This window comes from Zoogloea dura (genome assembly GCF_012927165.1).
Taxonomy (GTDB): Bacteria; Pseudomonadota; Gammaproteobacteria; order Burkholderiales; family Rhodocyclaceae; genus Zoogloea; species Zoogloea dura.
In genome coordinates this window covers 356,955-374,899 of the sequence record NZ_JABBGA010000002.1, presented here as the reverse complement: position 1 = coordinate 374,899, position 17,945 = coordinate 356,955, and the positions used below count along the sequence as shown (strand labels likewise).

The window sequence follows — 17,945 nt, the reverse complement described above, 5'->3', positions numbered from 1 at the left end:
TTCAGATTCCGCTGACGGATTACCGCCTGGCTTTTTATAGCGGCGCGGCAACTCAAAGCTTTAGGCCAAAAGATGACTACCGGCCGAGATTTTCGGCCGGTAGTCATATGCTCCTGGGGTGGGGGCTGAGTGGCTTTATGGCCCGTAAGCCGCAAACCAGCTAGCCGTATGGTTTTCGAGGATGTAGCCATCGCGAACCCACTGCCGCAGGGTGAGGCCGGCGCGACGCAGCGCCTCGGGCTCGGCAAGCTGTTCGCGGATGGTCCGGATCCAGGTGTCCGGGTCGTTGGGGATGCGGGTGACAGGGGCGTCCCGGTAGGGATAGATGTCGGTGCAGATCACCGGCCAGCCCATCGCGCCGTATTCGAGGAGGCGCAGGTTGCTCTTGGCCTCGTTGAACGGGTGGATCTCCAGGGGCGCAATCGCCAGGTCCAGGTCGAGCCGGGCTAGGGCCTTCGGGTAGGCCCGGAAGTCGAGTTCGAAGTCGTGGGCTTCCTTGACGAAGGGCTTCAGCGGATCCGGGCACATGCCCATGAAGATCCAGTCCACTTCGTCGGCGAGGGCTTCGACCACCGGGTAGATCAGTTCCAGATCGCCGTTGTGCTGCTGGGCGCCGGCCCAGCCGACGCGGGGCTTGCTGCGTGCAAGCTGGCGCACCGGCGCAACATGGCCCCACAGGGACCATTCGAGGCAGTTGGGCCTGACCATGATGTCGTCGATCATGCCGGCGCACAGGTCGGCCAGTGGCTGGGTGCTCACCACCAGACGATCCATGAAGGAGAGGTTGCGGCGCAGGCGCTGGCGTCCGTCCTTGTAGCCGTTGCGGTACATCGGGTGCTTCTTGGGCAGGTCGGTGACCAGGTCATCCATGGTCAGCACCCGGCGCATGTCGGGGAAGTGGCGGGCGTAGGTTTCCAGGGCATCGCTCTGGCCGTCGTCCAGGGGCTGGTGCAGGATCAGGACGTCGGGCTCTGCGCGGGCGATCTCGACAGGGGTCAGGATCCGCATCGTAAAGGCCTTGGGCGGTTCGCTGATCATGGTATGGGCGAGGCCGGCCTGGCCGATCATGCGCAGCGGTGCCCGCAGGCGATATTCGCCGGCGCCACCCGGAACCGGGGCGGCCAGGATGCGGGGCCGGTCGTGGAAATTGACATCCCAGTCGATCGGCGAGATGTGATCGGGCTTGTATGGGAGGGCCAGGCTCAGGTTGCGGTTGTAGGCCGGGTCGCTGGCCAGGCGGGGCATCCAGCGTTCGAGCAGGGCTTCGTTGGCGTTCAGGCCGGCCTGCAGGTCGGCGAGGCGTCCCTCAAGCTTGCGCTGACGGGCGAGGAAGGAGACCGCGCCGTAATGGACCAGTGTGCTGTAAGGCGTCCACACCGTCTTGAAGCCGAGGTCGCCGGCCCGCAGGCATAGATCCAGTGCGCCGTGGACCAGCGGGAAGCGCTCGGCGTCGAAGCCCTTGAGTGCCTCGAAGACGCTGCGCCGTACCAGCATGGCGGAACCGTTGGCGGCGCTCAGGTTCTGGTCGCAGAGGGCGCGGCCCATGTAACCGGGGTCGTCGATCTCTGCATCGTTGTTCCAGGCGCTGCCGGCGGTGCCGCGCAGGCCGAGGAGGGTGCCGGTGTCCTGGACCTTGCCGCTCCCCGGGAAGGTCAGGCGCGGTGAGGTGATGCCGATCTCGGGGCGCTGGGCGAGGGCCATCAGGCGATCGAGCCAGTCTTCCTGGACGATGTGGATGTCGTTGTCCAGGAACAGCAGGTAGTCGCCGGTGGCGGCAGCCGCGCCGGTGTTGGCCGTGCGCGACCACTGGAACTCGCCCGGGCTGGGGATCACCCGGATCGGGTAGCGGCCGGACTGCAGCGGCAGCGCGGCCAGGTAGTTGACGGTGTCCGGGTCCGAGCTGTCGTTGTCGAGGATGAGGATGTCGCAGTTCGGGTAGCTGGTGCGCTCCTCGAGGCTCTCGATCAGCGGGCGCAGGTACTCCTCGCGGTCGCGGGTGGGGATGATGATGGTGACGTGGGGCGAGTCCGGCCACGTGTACTTCACGCGGCGTGTGCCGAACAGGGCGCCATCCAGGACCTCGGCGGCGAGGCCGTTGCGTGCCAGGTGGTCGGCCAGGGCGGCCTTCTCGGCCTCGGGCTGGAGCCCGCGGCGGGATTCACGCGGCAGGTGGGCCAGCACCTGGCTGATATGGCCTATGGCGCCTTCGCCCGCCTGGTCGAGAATCCGCAGGGTGAGGTCGTAGTTCTCGGCGCCGGCCCGGGCGCCGTAGCGGCCGCTGGCCAGGAAGGCGTCCTTGGCGACCAGCACGAGGCTCCCGAAATAGGACTGGGCGCGCAGCAGGTCGAGGTTGAAGTCGGGCTTGAACAGTGGCTGGGTGTAGCTGTCGTCGGGCTCGCGGGTGTCCTCGTCGGTATAGATCAGGCTCCAGCCGGGGCGGACGTTGACGTAGTCGGCGATGACCTGCAGGGCGTGCGGTTCCAGGGTCAGGCCGGGTTCGATGCGGGCCAGCCAGGTGCCCGGCGAGGCGGCTGCCATCTCGTCGATGACGAAGCCGATGTGGGCCTCGTCACGCAGCGACAGCCATTGCAGATTGGGGATGTCGGCGACCGCGTCCGGGGTGGGCAGGGTCGTGACCACCGTCAGCAGCCACTCGGGGTAGAGCTGCGGGGAGAGGCTGTCGAGGGTGTCGGCCAGGAGGTTCTCCTCGCCGGCCTGGAGCGCCAGCAGCAGGTGAAAGCCGGGGCGCTGGTTCCACTTGAGCACCATGCGCTCGGCCAGGACCTGGGCGTCGATCTCCTGGACGGTCTGGCGTGAGCGCCAGATTGCGTAGTTCCTGTCGTCGGTTTCGTCCTTGGGTGGGGCTTTCTCGCTGCGTGGGCGGCTTGTCGCGACCGCCTGGGTCTTCTCCACCAGGCGTCCGAGCTCTTCCCAGTAGGTCTGCTCGATGCGCTTGTACTTTCCGGTAAGCCCGGGAAGCAGGGCGCGAGCCTCGGCCAGGGACTGTTCGTCGTCCGAGGTGATCAGCGCGTCGGACAGGCCCAGGCTGTCGGCAAAGGGTTTGTCCGGGTCGGCAAAGGGGCTCGGCAGCTGCACCACGGGGCAGCCGCACAGGCGCGCCTCCATGGAGATGGAGGTGTTCTCGAAGCAGTACACGTGAGTGCTGCGGCGGAACAGGGCGGCCAGCTCCTCGTGGGAGGTGGGGAAGGTCTTGGTGATGACGGTGCAGCGGGCCGCCAGCTCGGGATGGGCCTGGGCACCTTCGGTGTAGCGGCCGTAGTAGATGCAGGCGCCCTGGCGTGCCTGGTCGTGGGGGTTGTCCAGGTTGTTGAAGATGGACGTGTCCACGGCGGGCATGTGCAGCACGCCTTCGTGGTGGGGCAGGGCGTCGGCTACTTCGGCGTTGTGCAGCCAGTACAGGTCGTCGTTGCCGTAGTTGGGCTTTTCTCCCAGCAGGCCCGGGCGGTTGAGGATGTAGCGCACCACCACGTCGCAGTCGAGGGGGTTGGAGCCGACGATCTCCGGGTAGATGGCGATCGGGTTGAGCCCCGCGTCCTTGTGTTCGGCCCGGATCTCGGGGGTCAGCAGGGGGGCGTTGAGCCGAGGGCTGCGCAGGGGGGTGTGGATGTAGGCTTCGAGGCCGAGCTGGTTGAGGCTGTCGCACAGCTGGTGCATGACCCGGATGCCCGAGGAGCGGCGGTCGTAGCCGGGAGCTGCGATGTAGTAGGGGTGGCGCCGCTTGGCATAGAGCCCAGGGGTGTGCCGGACGATGGGCATGGATGAAGCCTCGTTGTCTTCGATAGGGATGAGGGTTGCGGCCGGGTCTAGTCGCCGTCGAGCACGCTCAGCCCGCAGGTCCAGTACTCGGCGGCCTGGCCCAGGTGGGCGCGCCGGTTGAACGTGAGATTGTAGCCGTAGGCTTCGAAGTGATAGCCGATGCCCGGCTGGTCACCGGCCAGGGCGCCCAGCCACAGCAGCGGCGGGTAGGTGTCGGTGCGTAGCAGCAGGCCGGGGGTGCTGATCAGGGCGGCGCAGGTGTCCACGCCGCCGGCCAGCAGGAAGTGCCGGGGAAGGGCGGCCACCCGCTCCAGGGCTGCCGGGATTGAATACTCGGACAGGGCCGGGAAATAGATGCCCACCCGCTCCGCATGGCCCATGGCCTCCACCAGGCCGGCATGACGCGAGTCCGGCTGGATGCGGAGGCGGCCGTCGAGCCCTCCGACGTTGTGGTTGGTGAAGCGGTAGTCGGGGTAGGTCTCTTCGAAGGCGCGGCCCAGGGCCGGCAGGAAGCGCTCGTCCAGGGTCCGGCCCATGTTTTCCACCGCCAGGCGGGGCAGGATGAAGGGGACGGCCACGCCGCGGGTGAGGGCGGCGGTGCGCGGGTCGGCCTTCAGGCGGGCCAGGATGGCTTCGGCCCGTTCGGCGAAAGCCGCGGCGTCCACGGTCTCCCCTGCGCCGAGATGGCGTTGCAGGCGGGCGTGGCTGGCGCCGTACTCGATCTCCGGCTGCTGCAGGGTGAAGTAGCGGCGGCTGCGCGGATGGGCCGGAGCCTGCACGGCGCCGGGCAGGCAGCGCCCGAAGTCGTCGAATAGAAGTGCGTTGGAAGCGGCAGCCATGGTTCAGTCGTCCAGCAGAGAGTCGTTGTCTGAGAAGCCCTGACCCCACGGCAGGGGCAGATGGACGGCGCCCTTGGTCTTGTCCGTGTGGATCTTGATGAACTTGGGGTCTTCCCCGATGAGGCAGTCGGGGCGGTGCGGCCCCAGCCAGGGGTTGCGCATGCCGCGGGCGAGGATGTCCTTGAGCGAGGTGTCGCGCAGGTTGCCCAGGGAGAAGTCGATGTAGGGGCAGGGGGTGATCTCGGCGGTGGAGGTCACCGTGATGATGCCCTTGACCGTGATGCAGCCCTTGTGGGAGCCGTAGGAGGGGGTCATGTGGGTGAACACCGGATATTCCTTCTCCAGCTCCCGCACGATGTCCGCGTCTTCCTTGGTGATGACGAATTCCGGGTGTTCGGTGCACGAGCCGGTGGGCTTGGCATAGGAGACGTAGAGGCCGATGCCCTTCTGCTTGGCAAATTCGCACATGGAGCGGAACTCGTCGGTCTTGCCCCGCCCGCGCACCAGCACGGTGGACAGGATCAGATTGAGCCCGGCTTCGAGGGAGGCGTCGATGGCGCGGATGACCCGCTTGTAGGAGCCCGGCTTGTTGCGGAAGGCGTCGTGCTCGGCCTCGATCATGCTGTCGAGGGAGATCTGGACCTTCTCGACCCCGATGGACTTGAGGTGCCTGGCCCGTTCCAGGTCGAGGAACCACCCGTTGGTGTCGGTGATGATGTAGTGGCGGTCCGGGTCGATGGCGGCCACTACCGCATCGAAGTCCTTCATCACCAGGGGCTCTCCGCCGGTGATGACGAAGCGGGCCAGCCCGAGCTCGTCGGCCTCGCGGGACAGGCGGCGGATGTCGTCCAGGTCGATCTTGCGGCGCTCGTCCTTGATCTTGAAGACCTTCTCCAGGTGCCGGTCCATGTAGTACTCGGCCGAGCAGTGGGTGCACTGGAAGTTGCACAGGTAGCTCTTCTCGAGCCGGATGATGGGGCTGATCTCACCGCGCTCTTCCATCGCGGCGATGTTGCGGAGCTTCTCCGCGATGTAAGGCTTGCGGGCGGCGAGGTCGTTGCGCTTGGCGGCTTCGCTGGCCGTAAGGCCACTGGCTTCGGCTTCGAGAATGGTCATGATGTGCCTCGTCGTGTTCAGAGGCGAGCCAACTGCTGGATGAGCGCGTTGTGCTTGCCGTCGCAGGTGAATAGGAAGTTGGTCGCCACCGTCGCGTCGGTGATCGCGGGGCATTCACGGATGCCCTCCGGCTCGATGGACCAGGCCCGGTAACCGAGATCGCGCATGATCCCGATGACCTCGTTGGGGTGATAACCGAAGTTGGCACTCCATTTGCGGAGCAGCTCCAGGAAGACCACGGGCTGACATTCCCGGAGAGTCGCCAGGCCGCCCTTGACGACGGACAGCTCGCCGCCCTCCACATCGCATTTGACCAGGTCGGGACGCAGTCCGTGCCCGGCGCAGTAGTGGTCGAGGGTGGTGCAGCGGATCTCCTCGCGCTGCACGCCGGCAAAGCCGCGGTTGTCGCGGACCGAGGTGGCGCCCGTCTCGGCCGGGTGGAAATAGAGGGTGTCGGTGCCCTCCTGGTCCTGCAGGGCGAGCTGTTCAGTGACCACCGAGTCGATGCCGTTCAGCGCGAGGTTGGCCAGCAGGCGTTCATGGATGCGCGCCGCCGGCTCGAAAGCGTGGATGCGGGCCTGCGGGGCGACGCGGGAAAAGTGCAGGCTGTACCAGCCGATATTGGCGCCCACGTCGAGGATCACCGCCGACTGCCTGGCGGCGGCAAGCAGGGCCTTGCGTTCCATGGGTTCGGCGTCGCCGAAAGCCAGCATGCCGGTGACCAGGGAGTTGGCCTCTTCAGGGTGGAGTACCAGCTCCAGGCCATGGTCGGCGGTGCGGATGCGCAGGCCGTCGGTGCCGACCACGATTTCCTTGATCTGGGTGCCCTGCAATGCCTCCTGGAATTCGACCAGGGTGCGGAGCTGCCCATATACGGCGCCAAGGAAATAGGGCTTGGGCAGGGTGCCGGCCCGGTGGGCCTCCCGGAGCTGGACGATGGTGGTCACTGGGAAACGCTCCGGTAAGTATTTTGCCGGGCTGCGGGGCCGGGCAGGGCGCTGGGGTCGCAGGTCATGGTCGTGAAACGGGGGCTCCGTAAGTGAGGAGGTTCTCGCAATAGCGGCACAAAGCCTGCTGTCTTGAGGGGCAGGGACAAAATGGCCTTGTTGGCTCGGCGCATTGTAGGTTATCGGGTCCTGGTGGCGGTATTCCGGGTCGGGATCTGCGCCCTTGAAGCTGTGGTATCGTTCCGTCGCGTTCTCCGGTAGGCCAGCTCCCTGGTCATTCGCGTCGGTCTGAATCGGGTCTCCATCCCGCCGTCTTCCATGTTCGATCCCTGCCATCCCGTCGTCCGCGAGGACATTGATGCGATCCTTCAGGAGGCGCTGCCCTGGGAGCGCCTGGCCGGCTGCCATGTATACCTGACCGGCGGCAGCGGCATGCTGGGAGGCTACCTGGCCCTCGTCGTCGCGGCGCTGCAGCGCAAGCTTGCCGACCCGCCGCGCCTGAGCCTGCTGGCCCGCGATCCGGCCCGTTTGACGGCACGCCTGGGCAAGGCCCTCGATCCCGGGCTGTGCGAGGTGATCGAAGGGGCGCTGGAAGCCCCGCCGCCCTCCCGTTTCGGCCCGCCCGACGTGCTGATCCATGCAGCCAGCCCCGCCTCACCGCGCAACTATGCGACCGATCCGGTAGGGGTGATCCGCGCCAACGCGCTGGGCACCCTGGGCCTGCTCGACCGCTTCGCCCGCGAGCGCCCCGTTTCCTTCCTGATGCTGGGTTCCGCCGTTTACGGCTCGACCGAGAACGAAGGCGCGGTGCATGAAGACAGCTTCGGCGCGGTACCCACCCTGGACCCCCGCAACTGCTACATCGAGAGCAAGCGCATGGCCGAGACCCTGTTGGCCAGCTGGCGGGCCCAGTACGGGCTGGAGTTCGGGATCGGAAGGATCTTCCACACCTTCGGGCCGGGGCTGAACCTGGACGATGGCCGGATCTTCTCGGACGTGCTGCGTGCCGCCCGGGATGGCCAGCCCATCGTGCTGACCAGCGACGGCAGCGCCCTGCGCGCCTTCTGCTACCTGGCCGACACCGTTGCCGGTCTGTTCCACATCCTCCTCAAGGGGGATGGGGCGAGCGCCTACAACGTCGGCAATGCGGGCAACGAGATGTCGGTGCGGCGCTTTGCCGAACTGGCCTCCCAGCTGCGCGTGCCGGCCCTGCCGCTGCTGTTCGGCGAGGCCGACCCGAAGGCCTATCTGGCCGCCAAGACATCCAGGGGCTTGCCCGACACACGGCGCCTCGAGGCGCTTGGCTGGCGTCCGCGGCGCGGGGTGGCCGAGGCACTTGCCCGCACCGACCAGAGCTTGCACCCTTGAATACCGCGATACCGCGCGCTCTTCGTCCCGGATGGACTTGGCAGACGCCTTGCCGGGCCACCCGCCTGCTTTCACCCCACGTCATTGATTGATGCCATGCGCCCAACTGTAGACATCGCCATCACCACCTATAACCAGGCAGGGCTGGTCGCCAGGACCATCGAATCCGCCATGGCCCAGAGCTACGGGGATCTGGCCATCTCGATCTACGATGACTGCTCGAGCGATGAGACCGAGGCGGTGTGCCGCGCCTACGCTGCCGAGGACACGCGGATCACCTACCACCGGGGGGAGCAGAACCTGGGCATCCTGGGCAACTTCGAGAAGGCGATCGCGAATTCCCGGAATCCCTACCTGACCATCCTGCATGGCGACGACATCCTCTACCCGGATTTCATCCGTGAGACCGTCGAGCTGGGCCTGGAGAAGCATCCGCAGGCGACCTTCGCCTACACCCTCCACGAGCGGCTGGTGGACGACCGGCCCACCGGCGACATGTTCCAGTTCGTCCCCGCGCTGGATACCGGCGAGCATGACGTGCTCAAGTACCTGTGCCTGACCAACTGGATCATCACGTCCTTTGCCGTCATGCGCCGCGAGAGCCTGGCCCGCATCGGCGAACTGGCCCGCTACCGCAGCAAGGGGACCCACGGATTCATCGACCACTACCTGTTCTCGTCCCTGGCCGCCATCGGCACCGCCTACGTGGTGAACCAGCGCCTGGGGGGCTACCGGATCCACGAGGCCACCTCCACCGCCGGCCTGGCGGGCTCCCTGCGCTACAAGGAGTGCGCCATCCACAGCTACGACGTGATCTACCAGGACGTGGGCATTTTTGAGGACAAGTACCGCTACATCGCCAAGGCCAACCAGATCGGGCGGCTGCTGACCTCCCGCGGCATCGTTGCGACCCTCGGCGACATGATGGGCTCCTTGGAGATCCATGACCTGATGGCAACCTTCTCGCTGGACCTCTCCATCACCCTCATCGAGGCGCTGGAGCGGATGGTCTTCGACGCCCGCGAGGAGCCGGCGTGCAACTTCCGTCTCGAAAGCCCCAGCAATATCTTTGCCCTGTCGGAATACGTCCTCAAGTCCACGAAAAAAGCGTGAGGCCGGCGTGACGGGGAGGTGAAGGGGGGCGTCCGGCCCCCCGAGGGTCAGCGGCGGTGGGCGGTGTTGGGGGCCCGGCGCAGGAAGAGCGTGTCACTCAGCACGAAGGCGTGATCGTAGTCACCGCTGGTCAGCAGCTCGTCGCCGGCCCGCCGGGGCCCATCACCGAAGCTCCAGATGTAGTCGTCGAGCATCAGCCAGCCATGGTCGGCCAGATAGGGCGTCCAGTTGGCGATGTCGGCGCAGACATGGTCGTAGCGATGGTTGCCGTCGATATGGAGCAACGCGATCTGACCGCGGATCGGCACCGGGTCCAGCCCTTCTGCGTGATATCTGCCGGCCTCGGCGGCCTTGGCATAGGTGCCGATGGCCCTCTCCGAGGGCGCGCGGATGTAGCTTGCGCCCGGCGACGAGGCGGCGGTGGCCATGAAGTTGCGGAAGATCTTCTCGCAGTCGAGAGAGCGGGGCTCGTCGTGGAGGATCTTGGCCGCGGGGCCCTGGTCGGTCAGGTCATCCAGGTTCCAGGGGTCCACGCAGAGCGTCGAGCCGATGCGGTAATGGCTGGCCAGCCAGGACAGGGCCAGGGCTGACCGGCCGAACAGCGAACCGATCTCGACGACGTCGCCCACCGGGGCGATGCGTGCAATGGTGCACAGGCCGCTCAGCTTGTCCTCGTCGGTTTCGCCGGGGGTCTGCAGAAAGCGGCGGTGAAGGCCGGCCAGCTGGCTGGCGGTCAGCGATGCGGCGAGGCCGCGTGGCGGTGTCGGAAGCGCCCTGGCCAGAGCCTCGGTGGTCTGGCTCTCCGCCCAGTCGAGGCTGGGGGAGAAGGCTTCCCAGTGGCTGTCGAAGGGGTGCGGGGCGCACAGGAAGAAGGCCTTGCCCGGCTGTTCCCGCAGCTTGTTCAGATGCCACCAGACGCCATGGTGGGGCGCGTGGACATGGCTGATCCCCAGCTCGGCCAGGCTGTCGAAAAAGGCGGCGTCGAAGCGCTCGTCGGTGATGAAGGGCAGGTGGATGTGGCGATCCTCGTCCGGCGAGGCCACGCCGCCCTGGATGGAGTCGGCGCCGATGATCTCGAACCCCAGGGACCGGGCCACCCGCATGAAGGGGCGGGCGGAGTCGATGCTGGAGGGGAATACCAGAAGTCGTTGAGTGCTCATGATTCGGGCCTGGTCTTGAGGGCCAGCCAGATGTCCTTCATGAAGAACGAAGAGGCATCGATCCGGCTCAGCAGCTTGCGTTCCAGCAGCAGGGCGTTGAGCCTGGGAAGGTTGTAATAGGGGATCACCGGGGCCAGATGATGCTCCGCGTGAAAGTTCATGCCCGCGTACAGGAATTCAAGCAAGGCGGGCAGGGGCAGGGTGCGGGAGTGCTTCAGCGGACCTTCCTTCGCGGCGCCGGCCAGGCCGACGTGCTGGGATTGCGCCAGGAGCCGGTTCAGGAACTGGCCGGTGAAGGGCAGCAGGAACCACATGAGATTGATGTGCCAGGCCTGGAAGGCCGCCCACAGCGCGAGCTGCACCGCGATGTTGAAGGCCAGCATCAGGATGGCCTCGCGCTGGCAGGCACCGTCGATCCGGGTGAATCCGCCATCCTTCGGCGTCAGGCCGGCCGCGTTGATGAACGCGTAATACAGGCGCCGCACCAGTACCGGCAGGTCGACCGTCAGGTACAGGAAGACGGCCAGCGGGCGCCAGTCCTGGGTGCTCTGCGCCTCCCCGTCATCGGCGGCGAAGGTGTGGTGGTGGTGGTGGTTGTGGGATTTGCGGAAGAAGCCCGGATTGTTCCAGGTCAGGTAGGACGCGATCCGGTACAGCAGCTTGTTCAGCTGCAGGTTCGAGAAAACCCGGGAGTGGTAAAGCTCGTGGCCAATGCCCGCGTATCCCCAGAAGCCGTGCCAGATCGCGCATGCATAGAAGCACAGCAAGGCCGCTGCAGGCCAGCCATCGAGAAGCATGACAGCTGAGGAGAACAGCGCGGCCTCGCCCAGCACGCGGAACAGCAGGTGCCGGGTTGCGATGCGGTCGCTGGGACGGGAGAGCTGGGCCAGTGCGCCCTTGTCGATGATGCTCAGGATGTGCATTTCATGCCCCGAAGGTTGCGGGAGTCACTGACTGACCAACTGGAAGGCGCACAGGCTCCCATGGACGTGGAAGATCCTGTTGTTCGAGGCGCGATCGGCCAGGTAGCGCGTGACATCCGAATGAATGCCGGACGAATAGTCGTGCCAGACGATGACCCCTCGCTTCATGATCGAGGCCACCTTCTCGGTATCGCTCCTGACGATATCGTAGTGGTGGCCGCCGTCGATGAAGGCGAATTCGATCGGGCCGAAGGTGGCGGCGAAGTCCAGCTGGGTGGAGTCGGCCTTGATCAGGCTGATCCGGCTTCTCTCTGCGGGGGGCAGGTTGTTGAGGTAGATCTCGCCTGACCGATTCTGCAGGTCGCGCAGATAGTCATCGTTGTAGTCGCCGTCGCTCAGGACCTTCCCGGCTTCGGGCGTGTCGATCAGGGTCTGGGTGGTGGGGGGCAGGTCCACCGAATAGACGGTCCTGGCCATGGAGTTCTTCGCCAGGAGCCGGGTGGTGAACCCCTGGAAGGTGCCGATCTCCAGGATGCTCTCCGGGCGGACCAGCTCATCCAGGCACAGCAGGACGATCTGGTCCACCAGGGTGATGCTGCCGATGGTCACCGAAGGGAAGGCGGTGGAGATGTCCCGGCAGAGGTCCTGCGGGGCCCGCAGGTTCAGCAGATCCTTCAGCTTGATCGTATGAATCCCCTGCTCGGGGTAGCCATTCACGAAATCGGGAAAGTTCGGGGTCACGGGGAGCACCTTGTGTTCGAAATGGGGCAAGGGGGACGCCGGTGGAGCGCTCAGGGCTGCCCTGCCGTGGCGCCTCGCGGAACGAAATACATGACGGTCTCCGACCAGCCTTCCGTGTAGTGGCGCAGAAGGACGTCGTAACCGGCGTTGATCGAGAGGATGTAGGCCGGGATTCTCCAGAAATCGGAGGTCGTGTGATAGACGGCAATGGCCAGGATCGCGTCGTCGTTGCGGATGTGCTTCTCGGCCCCGTGCAGTGCCTTCAGCTCCCAGCCCTCGAGGTCCATCTTGATGAATGACGCGCGCGACGTGATCTCCGCATCGAGGGTGCTCACCTGAATGGTCTCGGTGCCCGAGCCGGACACCGCGCTGGCCGACCCCTGGTCCGCATCGAAGGACAGTTCCCCGGGGCTGTCGGAGAGGCCGAGGGGGACGAACTCGATCGTGTCCCGCCAGGCCTGCAGGCGCGATCTGGCCCGTGCCATGTTGGCCCGGGAGGGCTCGAACAGGTAGACCTTCGAATACCCGGGATAGCGGCGGATGAACTCCTCCGTGGTGTCGCCATCGTAGCCGCCGCAGTCGACGAAGACGCTGTCGCGCAGGGGGCCCAGGAAGGGCTCGAAGTACTGGTCCCGCAGGCGTACCGAGAACCCGGCCATGTGCGACATGTCGCCGGTCAGCCGGTAGGCCATGACCCGGTTGAAAACCGAACGGGATTCCGCGTCTGTCAGCCGGGAGAAGACGTCGAGGTATTTCTCCGGATGGCGCGCGAATTCGGCACGGGCATCGCGGACAAAGTCGGGCAGGGGCAGGAGCGAGGGCTCCGCACGGCAGAGGTCGATGTAGGACAGGTGCGTGAGGTCGCGACGGGTCTCGATGCGTTTGCGGGCGCTGTTCGGGCTGATCGACATCGCGCAATTGATGACGCTCGCTCCGCTCGGGATCGCGTTGCTCCTGATGATCGGACTGCCGTTCCAGCGGGTGGCCCTTTCTTCGAAATCGTCCACCACGCCGTCGACGGCCAGCTTGTCCATCAGCGCCCTGGCGTGAGGGTTTCTGCCCATCACGAAGGTCGGGGACGCGTGGCATTTGACGGCGTCTACGCGTTGCCGGATGGACAGGGGAGGCGCCATCTGAGCATCCCGGATCAGGGCCTGGTAGTCCAGCATCATCGGGAGGGCGCCGTCAGCCGGCATGAGCTTTCCGCTCGATCAGGCTGACCATGCCGGCCACCGTGCGCAGGGCAGGGTCCGACATGTCCTGGGCGGTGATTTCGATGCTGAACTGATCCTCGATGCGCATGAAGAACTTGATGAGGCCGAGGGAGTCGATGTGACCCGAGTCGAAATAGTTGTAGGTGTCGATGTCACCCGCGGGCAGGGGGCCCTTTTCCCGCAGGAGTTGGAGGATGAAGTCACGCACGGAGTGGGTCATGGTGAAGTTTTCCGGAGGGTTTCCTGGCTGAGGCCAGGGCGGCGGACCTCGGCCCAGGCCTGCTGGCGCGCTGCGGTGTCGATGGCTTCCAGAAGGTTGAGCCCCTCTTCTGCGTGGAGGGCGCCGAATACGAAGGGAGAGGGGTCGGTGGCCTGGACTTGGTCCGCGCGGAGCCGGGCTGCGATGTCGCAATAGAGGTTGGCAAATGCCTCGATGAAGCCCGTCGGATGCCCGGGCTTGAAGCGGTTGTAGCGGGGCTGGGAGGCCACCCGCAGGTTGCCGGCCCCCAGGTCCAGCTGCATCCGGCGTCCGTCCGCGAAACCCAGCTGCAATTGTTCGGGGGTGGTCTGCAGCCACTCGGCGCTGCCTTCGCTGCCGAACAGGCGCACCCGGAGTCCGTTGCGGTAGCCCAGCGCGGATTTGCTGTACCAGATGCTGGCGCTGAAGCCGCTCTCGTAGCGGGCGAGGCAGTTGACGTTGTCTATCACTGCCGGGAAGTTGCCGTAGGAGGATTGCTGGGCGGTGACGGCGAGGGGTTTCAGCCCGCCGGTCAGGAAGTCCACCAGGTGATGTACATGGGAGCCCAGGTCCAGCGAGATGGTCGGGACCGTGTAGTCGCTGAGGCGCCAGGGTTGGGGCTGGGGCTTCTCGCCTGAGGCGGTGTGGCGGGCAAAGCCCTCCTGGGGCATTTCCACTTCCACGTGGTGGAGGGTCCCCAGCTCGCCGCGCTGGACCATCTCGCGCAGCTCGCGGACCATCGGGTAGCCGGAATAGTTGAAGGTGACCGCCAGAAAGCCGTCATGCCGGCTGACTGCCTCGCCGATGCGCCGGCAGTCGGCGCTGGAGGTGGCCAGGGATTTCTCGCAGATCACCGCAAAGCCGGCCTCAATGGCGGCGATCACGATGTCGGTGTGGTCGGGGGTGGGCGTCAGCACCGAGATGGCGTCCAGGCGCCCCCGCTCACCGTTCAGCATGGCCCGCCAGTCGGGATAGACACGACTCTCATCCACCTGGTAGGCCCGGCCCGAGGCGCGATTGACCTCCTCCCGGCGGCTGAAGACGCCGGCCTCCAGCTGGAACAGGCTGTCGAGGTGGCTGGACGAGAAATGGGTGTAGCCAACGGCTGACGTGGATCCGCCGCCGATGAAGCCGAGCCTGAGGGGCGGCATGGTGGTGGAGCTCATGAGTCGTGTCCCGGTCGGGAGAGTCGGTTGCGAAGGGCCGGTTTGTCGATCTTCCCCATCTCGTTGCGGGGCAGCCGGTCCACCAGGAAGATGTGGCGGGGCATCTGGGCGTCGTTCAACTGCGAGGCGCAATGGCGGAGCAGGCTGCGCTGGTTGATCGACTGCCCTGCATCGGCAGGTGCGATGACGAGGCCGACGGTCTCCCCGAGCTGTGGGTCGTCCACCGCAATCGCGGCGGCCTCGGCCACGCCAGGGAAGGCTTCGGCAACTTCTTCGATGTCGCGCGGATAGACGTTGATGCCACCCACGATCACGATGTCCTTGATGCGCCCGAGAAAGTACAGGAAGCCGTCCGCATCCATGGCGCCCAGGTCGCCGGTCCGGAAGTAGCCCTGCCACAGGGCGGCCGCGGTCGCCTCGGGCTGGTCGAAGTAGCCGTCGAAGGCGAGGGGCGTGCGGCAGATGATCTCGCCCGGTTGGCCGGGGGGCTGCAGTTGGCCGTCCTGGCCGAGGATGGCCACCTCCACGTCCTGGATCGGCGTGCCCACCGACTGCATCTTGTCGGGGTGGGCCCGTACCGAGAGATCGGTGGTCGAGGCCACTTCCGAGGCGCCGTAGATCTCATGGAAGGCGCAGGTGGTCCGGGCGAACAGGGCGGCCTTGGTCTCCGGGGCCAGGGTGGCCGAAGAGGACACCAGGCAGCGCAGGCGGGAGGGTGCCGGCCGTGTGTCGAGCAAGGGGATGATCTGCTTGAGCTGGGACGATACCGCCATGGTGAAGCTCACGCCATGGCGTTCGGCGGTGTCTAGCCAGGCGGTTGGCGTGTAGCGGTCGAGGATGACGCTGGTGCCGCCGGTCAGCAGCGGGATCAGGGTCAGGCGTTGGGCCAGGGAATGGTGCATCGGGGTGGCGGCCAGCACCACGTCGTCCTCGCCAAGGCCGTACAAGCCTATCGCCGAGCGGGCCCGGGCCAGCTTGGTCTCCTGGGACAGCTGGATCGGCTTGGGGGCGCCGGTGGAGCCTGAGGTCAGGAGGATCAGGTAGGGCGTCCGCGGGGGCAGGTCTGGCAGGGCCAGGGCCGGCAGGTCGCGGTCGACCAGGTCGTTGAGGGACTGCCAGCCCGGCACGGGGCCACCGATGGCCAGGCGGAGCCCGGAGAGCTCCTGCACGGCGGCCTGGGCTTCCGGCGTGGCATGCCAGCACACCGCATGCCTCACCCGGGCCGTGTGGAAGGCCTTGCGGATGGCGCCCGCGGTGCTGGACAGGGGCATCGGGACGAGCACGGCACCGATACCCGCAGCGGCGAGCAGGAGGTGCACGAACTCCAGGCAGTTCGGCAGCAACACCCCCACGTGGTCGCCTGGCTGCACCCCCGCGGCGAGCAGCCCGCCGGCGAGGGCATCCACCTCGCAGGCCAGCGCGGCATAGGTCCGGGTGACATCGCCGATGATCACTGCGGTTTTGCCGGGGCTCCGCCCGGCGGCCTGCCGGAACCGGGCGTGGATCGGAGAGGCGCTCATGTCCGTGGTCGTTCGATGAATTTCAGGAAGCGGTCGCTGGGGAGGGGAAAGCGCTCTCCGCTGGCGGATACATAGACCTCTTCCGGGGCGGTGTTGCGGGTGATCAGCGTGCTGGCCCCGATGTAGCAGGCCTCCGCGACCTGCAGGTTGTCGCCGATGGCGGCATTGATGCCGATGAAGGTGTTGGCCCCTATCGTCGTTTCGCCAGCGATGGCGACGCCGGCGTTGATCCAGCAATTATCGCCAATGCGGCAGCCATGGCCGATGTTGGTGTTGCTGCAGATGAAGGTGGAATTGCCGATCGAGGTGCCGGGGTGGACCGATACATGGTCGAGCAGTACGGTGTTCTCGCCCAGCTTCAGGTTGTCATGAATCACCACCGACGGATGGATGTAGTTGATGAAGCGGTATCCCTTGCCCTTGGCTGCCGCGTAGCGGGCGGCGCGGATGCGGTTCATGTCCACGAAGCCGACCGCGATGATCATGGGGTAGCGGCCCGGCGGGTAGAGGGACTCGATCTCTTCGAAGGGGACGATCGGCACCCCCTCGTAGGCCGGGTCGGTGATCAGGGCGCGGTCCACCGTGAAGGCGGCCACCCGGTGGGTGGGGCGCATGAAGTGGAAGAGCATGCGGGCAATCTGCCCATTGCCGTAGAGCAGCACTTCGGGAAGGGGGGCGTCCGGTCGGGAACTCATCGTGCGTTGAGCAGGACGTCCAGGATAGCGGTCAGATCGTCGTTGCCCAGTGCCGGGTGGATGGGCAGACAGATCACCTGGTCCGCGATCCGGTGCGCGTTGCCCAGGCGATCCGGATTGGCGCTGGGCAGGCCGCGGTACATCGGGAAGGAGCTGGTCAGGGGATAGAAATAGCGGCGTGCGTGGATGTCGTTGGCCTTGAGGCGGTCGAACAGGGCATCCCGGCTGATGGGGTGGTCCGCCGACACCAGGATCGGGCAGTAGGCGTGATTCCAGTCGGTGTCGGCCGGGGGCCGCAGCAGCGTGAGGGTCGGCGTGCTAGCCAGGGCCTCGGCATAGTGCCGGTAGATGGCGGCGCGGGCCTCGAGGGCTGCGTCAATGTGCTTGAGCTGGAGCAGGCCCATGGCGGCCTCCACCTCGTTCATCTTGCCGTTGATGCCGGGCGCGACCACCGTCACCTCGTCGGCGAAGCCGAAGTTCTTGAGGTAGTCGATGCGCTGCTTGATCTTGGCGTTGGGGCAGATGATGGCGCCGCCCTCGAAGGTGTTGAAGACCTTGGTGGCGTGGAAGCTGAGGATGGACAGGTCGCCGCAGCGCAGGATGCTCTCGCCGTGGTGGCGCACACCAAAGGCGTGGGCGGCGTCGTAGATGACCTTGAGCCCGTAGGTGTCGGCGATCTGCTCGATGCGCTCCATGTCACAGGGAAAACCGTAGCAGTGCACCGGCAGGATGGCGGTGGTGGCGGGCGTGATGGCTTCCTCGATGCGCCGGGGGTCGAGGTTGCAGGTGGCCGGGTCGATGTCTACGAAGACCGGCTTGATGCCGTTCCATAGCAGCGAGTGGGTCGTCGCCGCGAAGGTGTAGGGTGTGGTGATCACCTCGCCGCTGATCCTCAGCGCCTGCAGGGCCGTGACCAGGGCCAGGGTGCCGTTGGCGAACAGGCTCAGGTGTTCGACGCCGAGGTAAGCGGCCAGCTCGGCTTCCAGCTGCTGGTGGAAGGGCCCGCTGTTGGTCAGGCGCTTCTTGTCCCAGATCGCCTGCAAGTAGGGCATGAACTCTTCCAGGGGCGGCAGGTGCGGCTCGGTGACGTAGATCGGCGAGATGGGTTTGCTCACGATGGGTAGGCCC

The 17,945-nt window shown here is 66.3% G+C and carries 15 protein-coding genes; 2 read left to right on the top strand and 13 right to left on the bottom strand.

Going from position 1 to position 17,945, the window contains the following annotated elements:
- Window positions 1-135: 135 nt before the first annotated feature.
- The 4 genes from HHL15_RS04530 to HHL15_RS04515 are packed head-to-tail and all read right to left on the bottom strand — an operon-like array spanning window position 136 to window position 6,679.
- On the bottom strand, window positions 136-3,777 hold the full coding sequence (locus tag HHL15_RS04530; protein ID WP_169144628.1) for a glycosyltransferase: 3,642 nt from the start codon (window positions 3,775-3,777) through the stop codon (window positions 136-138).
- 47 nt (window positions 3,778-3,824) lie between these two features.
- The gene (locus HHL15_RS04525) at window positions 3,825-4,616 is read right to left on the bottom strand and encodes a hypothetical protein (protein WP_169144627.1); all 792 of its coding nucleotides are present in this window, start codon (window positions 4,614-4,616) and stop codon (window positions 3,825-3,827) included.
- Between the two features lie 3 nt (window positions 4,617-4,619).
- Window positions 4,620-5,732, bottom strand: coding sequence for a radical SAM/SPASM domain-containing protein (locus HHL15_RS04520; RefSeq protein WP_169144626.1), 1,113 nt, complete (start codon window positions 5,730-5,732; stop codon window positions 4,620-4,622).
- A 17-nt stretch (window positions 5,733-5,749) separates the two neighbouring features.
- A complete protein-coding gene (locus tag HHL15_RS04515; RefSeq protein WP_169144625.1) occupies window positions 5,750-6,679 on the bottom strand; it encodes an FkbM family methyltransferase in 930 nt (309 codons plus the stop codon).
- Between the two features lie 318 nt (window positions 6,680-6,997).
- Here HHL15_RS04515 and HHL15_RS04510 point away from each other — a divergent pair, with 318 nt between their 5' ends.
- The gene (locus tag HHL15_RS04510) at window positions 6,998-8,047 is read left to right on the top strand and encodes an NAD-dependent epimerase/dehydratase family protein (RefSeq protein WP_169144624.1); all 1,050 of its coding nucleotides are present in this window, start codon (window positions 6,998-7,000) and stop codon (window positions 8,045-8,047) included.
- Between the two features lie 96 nt (window positions 8,048-8,143).
- Entirely contained in the window at window positions 8,144-9,160 is a 1,017-nt protein-coding gene (locus tag HHL15_RS04505; RefSeq protein ID WP_169144623.1) for a glycosyltransferase family 2 protein, read from the top strand.
- Between the two features lie 47 nt (window positions 9,161-9,207).
- On the opposite strand, the gene HHL15_RS04500 is transcribed toward HHL15_RS04505, so the two are convergent.
- The 9 genes from HHL15_RS04500 to HHL15_RS04460 are packed head-to-tail and all read right to left on the bottom strand — an operon-like array spanning window position 9,208 to window position 17,932.
- Window positions 9,208-10,320 carry a class I SAM-dependent methyltransferase gene (locus HHL15_RS04500; RefSeq protein WP_169144622.1) on the bottom strand — a complete coding sequence of 371 codons (1,113 nt, stop codon included), beginning with the start codon at window positions 10,318-10,320 and terminating at the stop codon, window positions 9,208-9,210.
- On the bottom strand, window positions 10,317-11,243 hold the full coding sequence (locus tag HHL15_RS04495) for a fatty acid desaturase family protein (protein ID WP_169144621.1): 927 nt from the start codon (window positions 11,241-11,243) through the stop codon (window positions 10,317-10,319). The genes HHL15_RS04500 and HHL15_RS04495 overlap by 4 nt, the downstream gene beginning before the upstream one ends.
- A gap of 24 nt (window positions 11,244-11,267) precedes the next feature.
- Entirely contained in the window at window positions 11,268-11,984 is a 717-nt protein-coding gene (locus HHL15_RS26760) for a class I SAM-dependent methyltransferase (RefSeq protein ID WP_169144620.1), read from the bottom strand.
- Window positions 11,985-12,034: 50 nt separating this feature from the next.
- Entirely contained in the window at window positions 12,035-13,180 is a 1,146-nt protein-coding gene (locus HHL15_RS04485) for an FkbM family methyltransferase (RefSeq protein ID WP_169144619.1), read from the bottom strand.
- Window positions 13,170-13,418, bottom strand: coding sequence for an acyl carrier protein (locus HHL15_RS04480; RefSeq protein WP_169144618.1), 249 nt, complete (start codon window positions 13,416-13,418; stop codon window positions 13,170-13,172). The genes HHL15_RS04485 and HHL15_RS04480 overlap by 11 nt, the downstream gene beginning before the upstream one ends.
- Window positions 13,415-14,602, bottom strand: coding sequence for a Gfo/Idh/MocA family protein (locus HHL15_RS04475; protein ID WP_169144617.1), 1,188 nt, complete (start codon window positions 14,600-14,602; stop codon window positions 13,415-13,417). Before HHL15_RS04475 ends, HHL15_RS04480 begins: the two co-directional genes overlap by 4 nt.
- Window positions 14,599-16,122, bottom strand: coding sequence for a class I adenylate-forming enzyme family protein (locus HHL15_RS04470; protein WP_169144616.1), 1,524 nt, complete (start codon window positions 16,120-16,122; stop codon window positions 14,599-14,601). The genes HHL15_RS04475 and HHL15_RS04470 overlap by 4 nt, the downstream gene beginning before the upstream one ends.
- Entirely contained in the window at window positions 16,119-16,817 is a 699-nt protein-coding gene (locus tag HHL15_RS04465) for an acetyltransferase (RefSeq protein WP_169144615.1), read from the bottom strand. The genes HHL15_RS04470 and HHL15_RS04465 overlap by 4 nt, the downstream gene beginning before the upstream one ends.
- Window positions 16,814-17,932: a DegT/DnrJ/EryC1/StrS family aminotransferase gene (locus tag HHL15_RS04460; protein WP_328824988.1), complete on the bottom strand. Its 1,119-nt coding sequence runs from the start codon at window positions 17,930-17,932 to the stop codon at window positions 16,814-16,816. The genes HHL15_RS04465 and HHL15_RS04460 overlap by 4 nt, the downstream gene beginning before the upstream one ends.
- Window positions 17,933-17,945 lie beyond the last annotated feature (13 nt).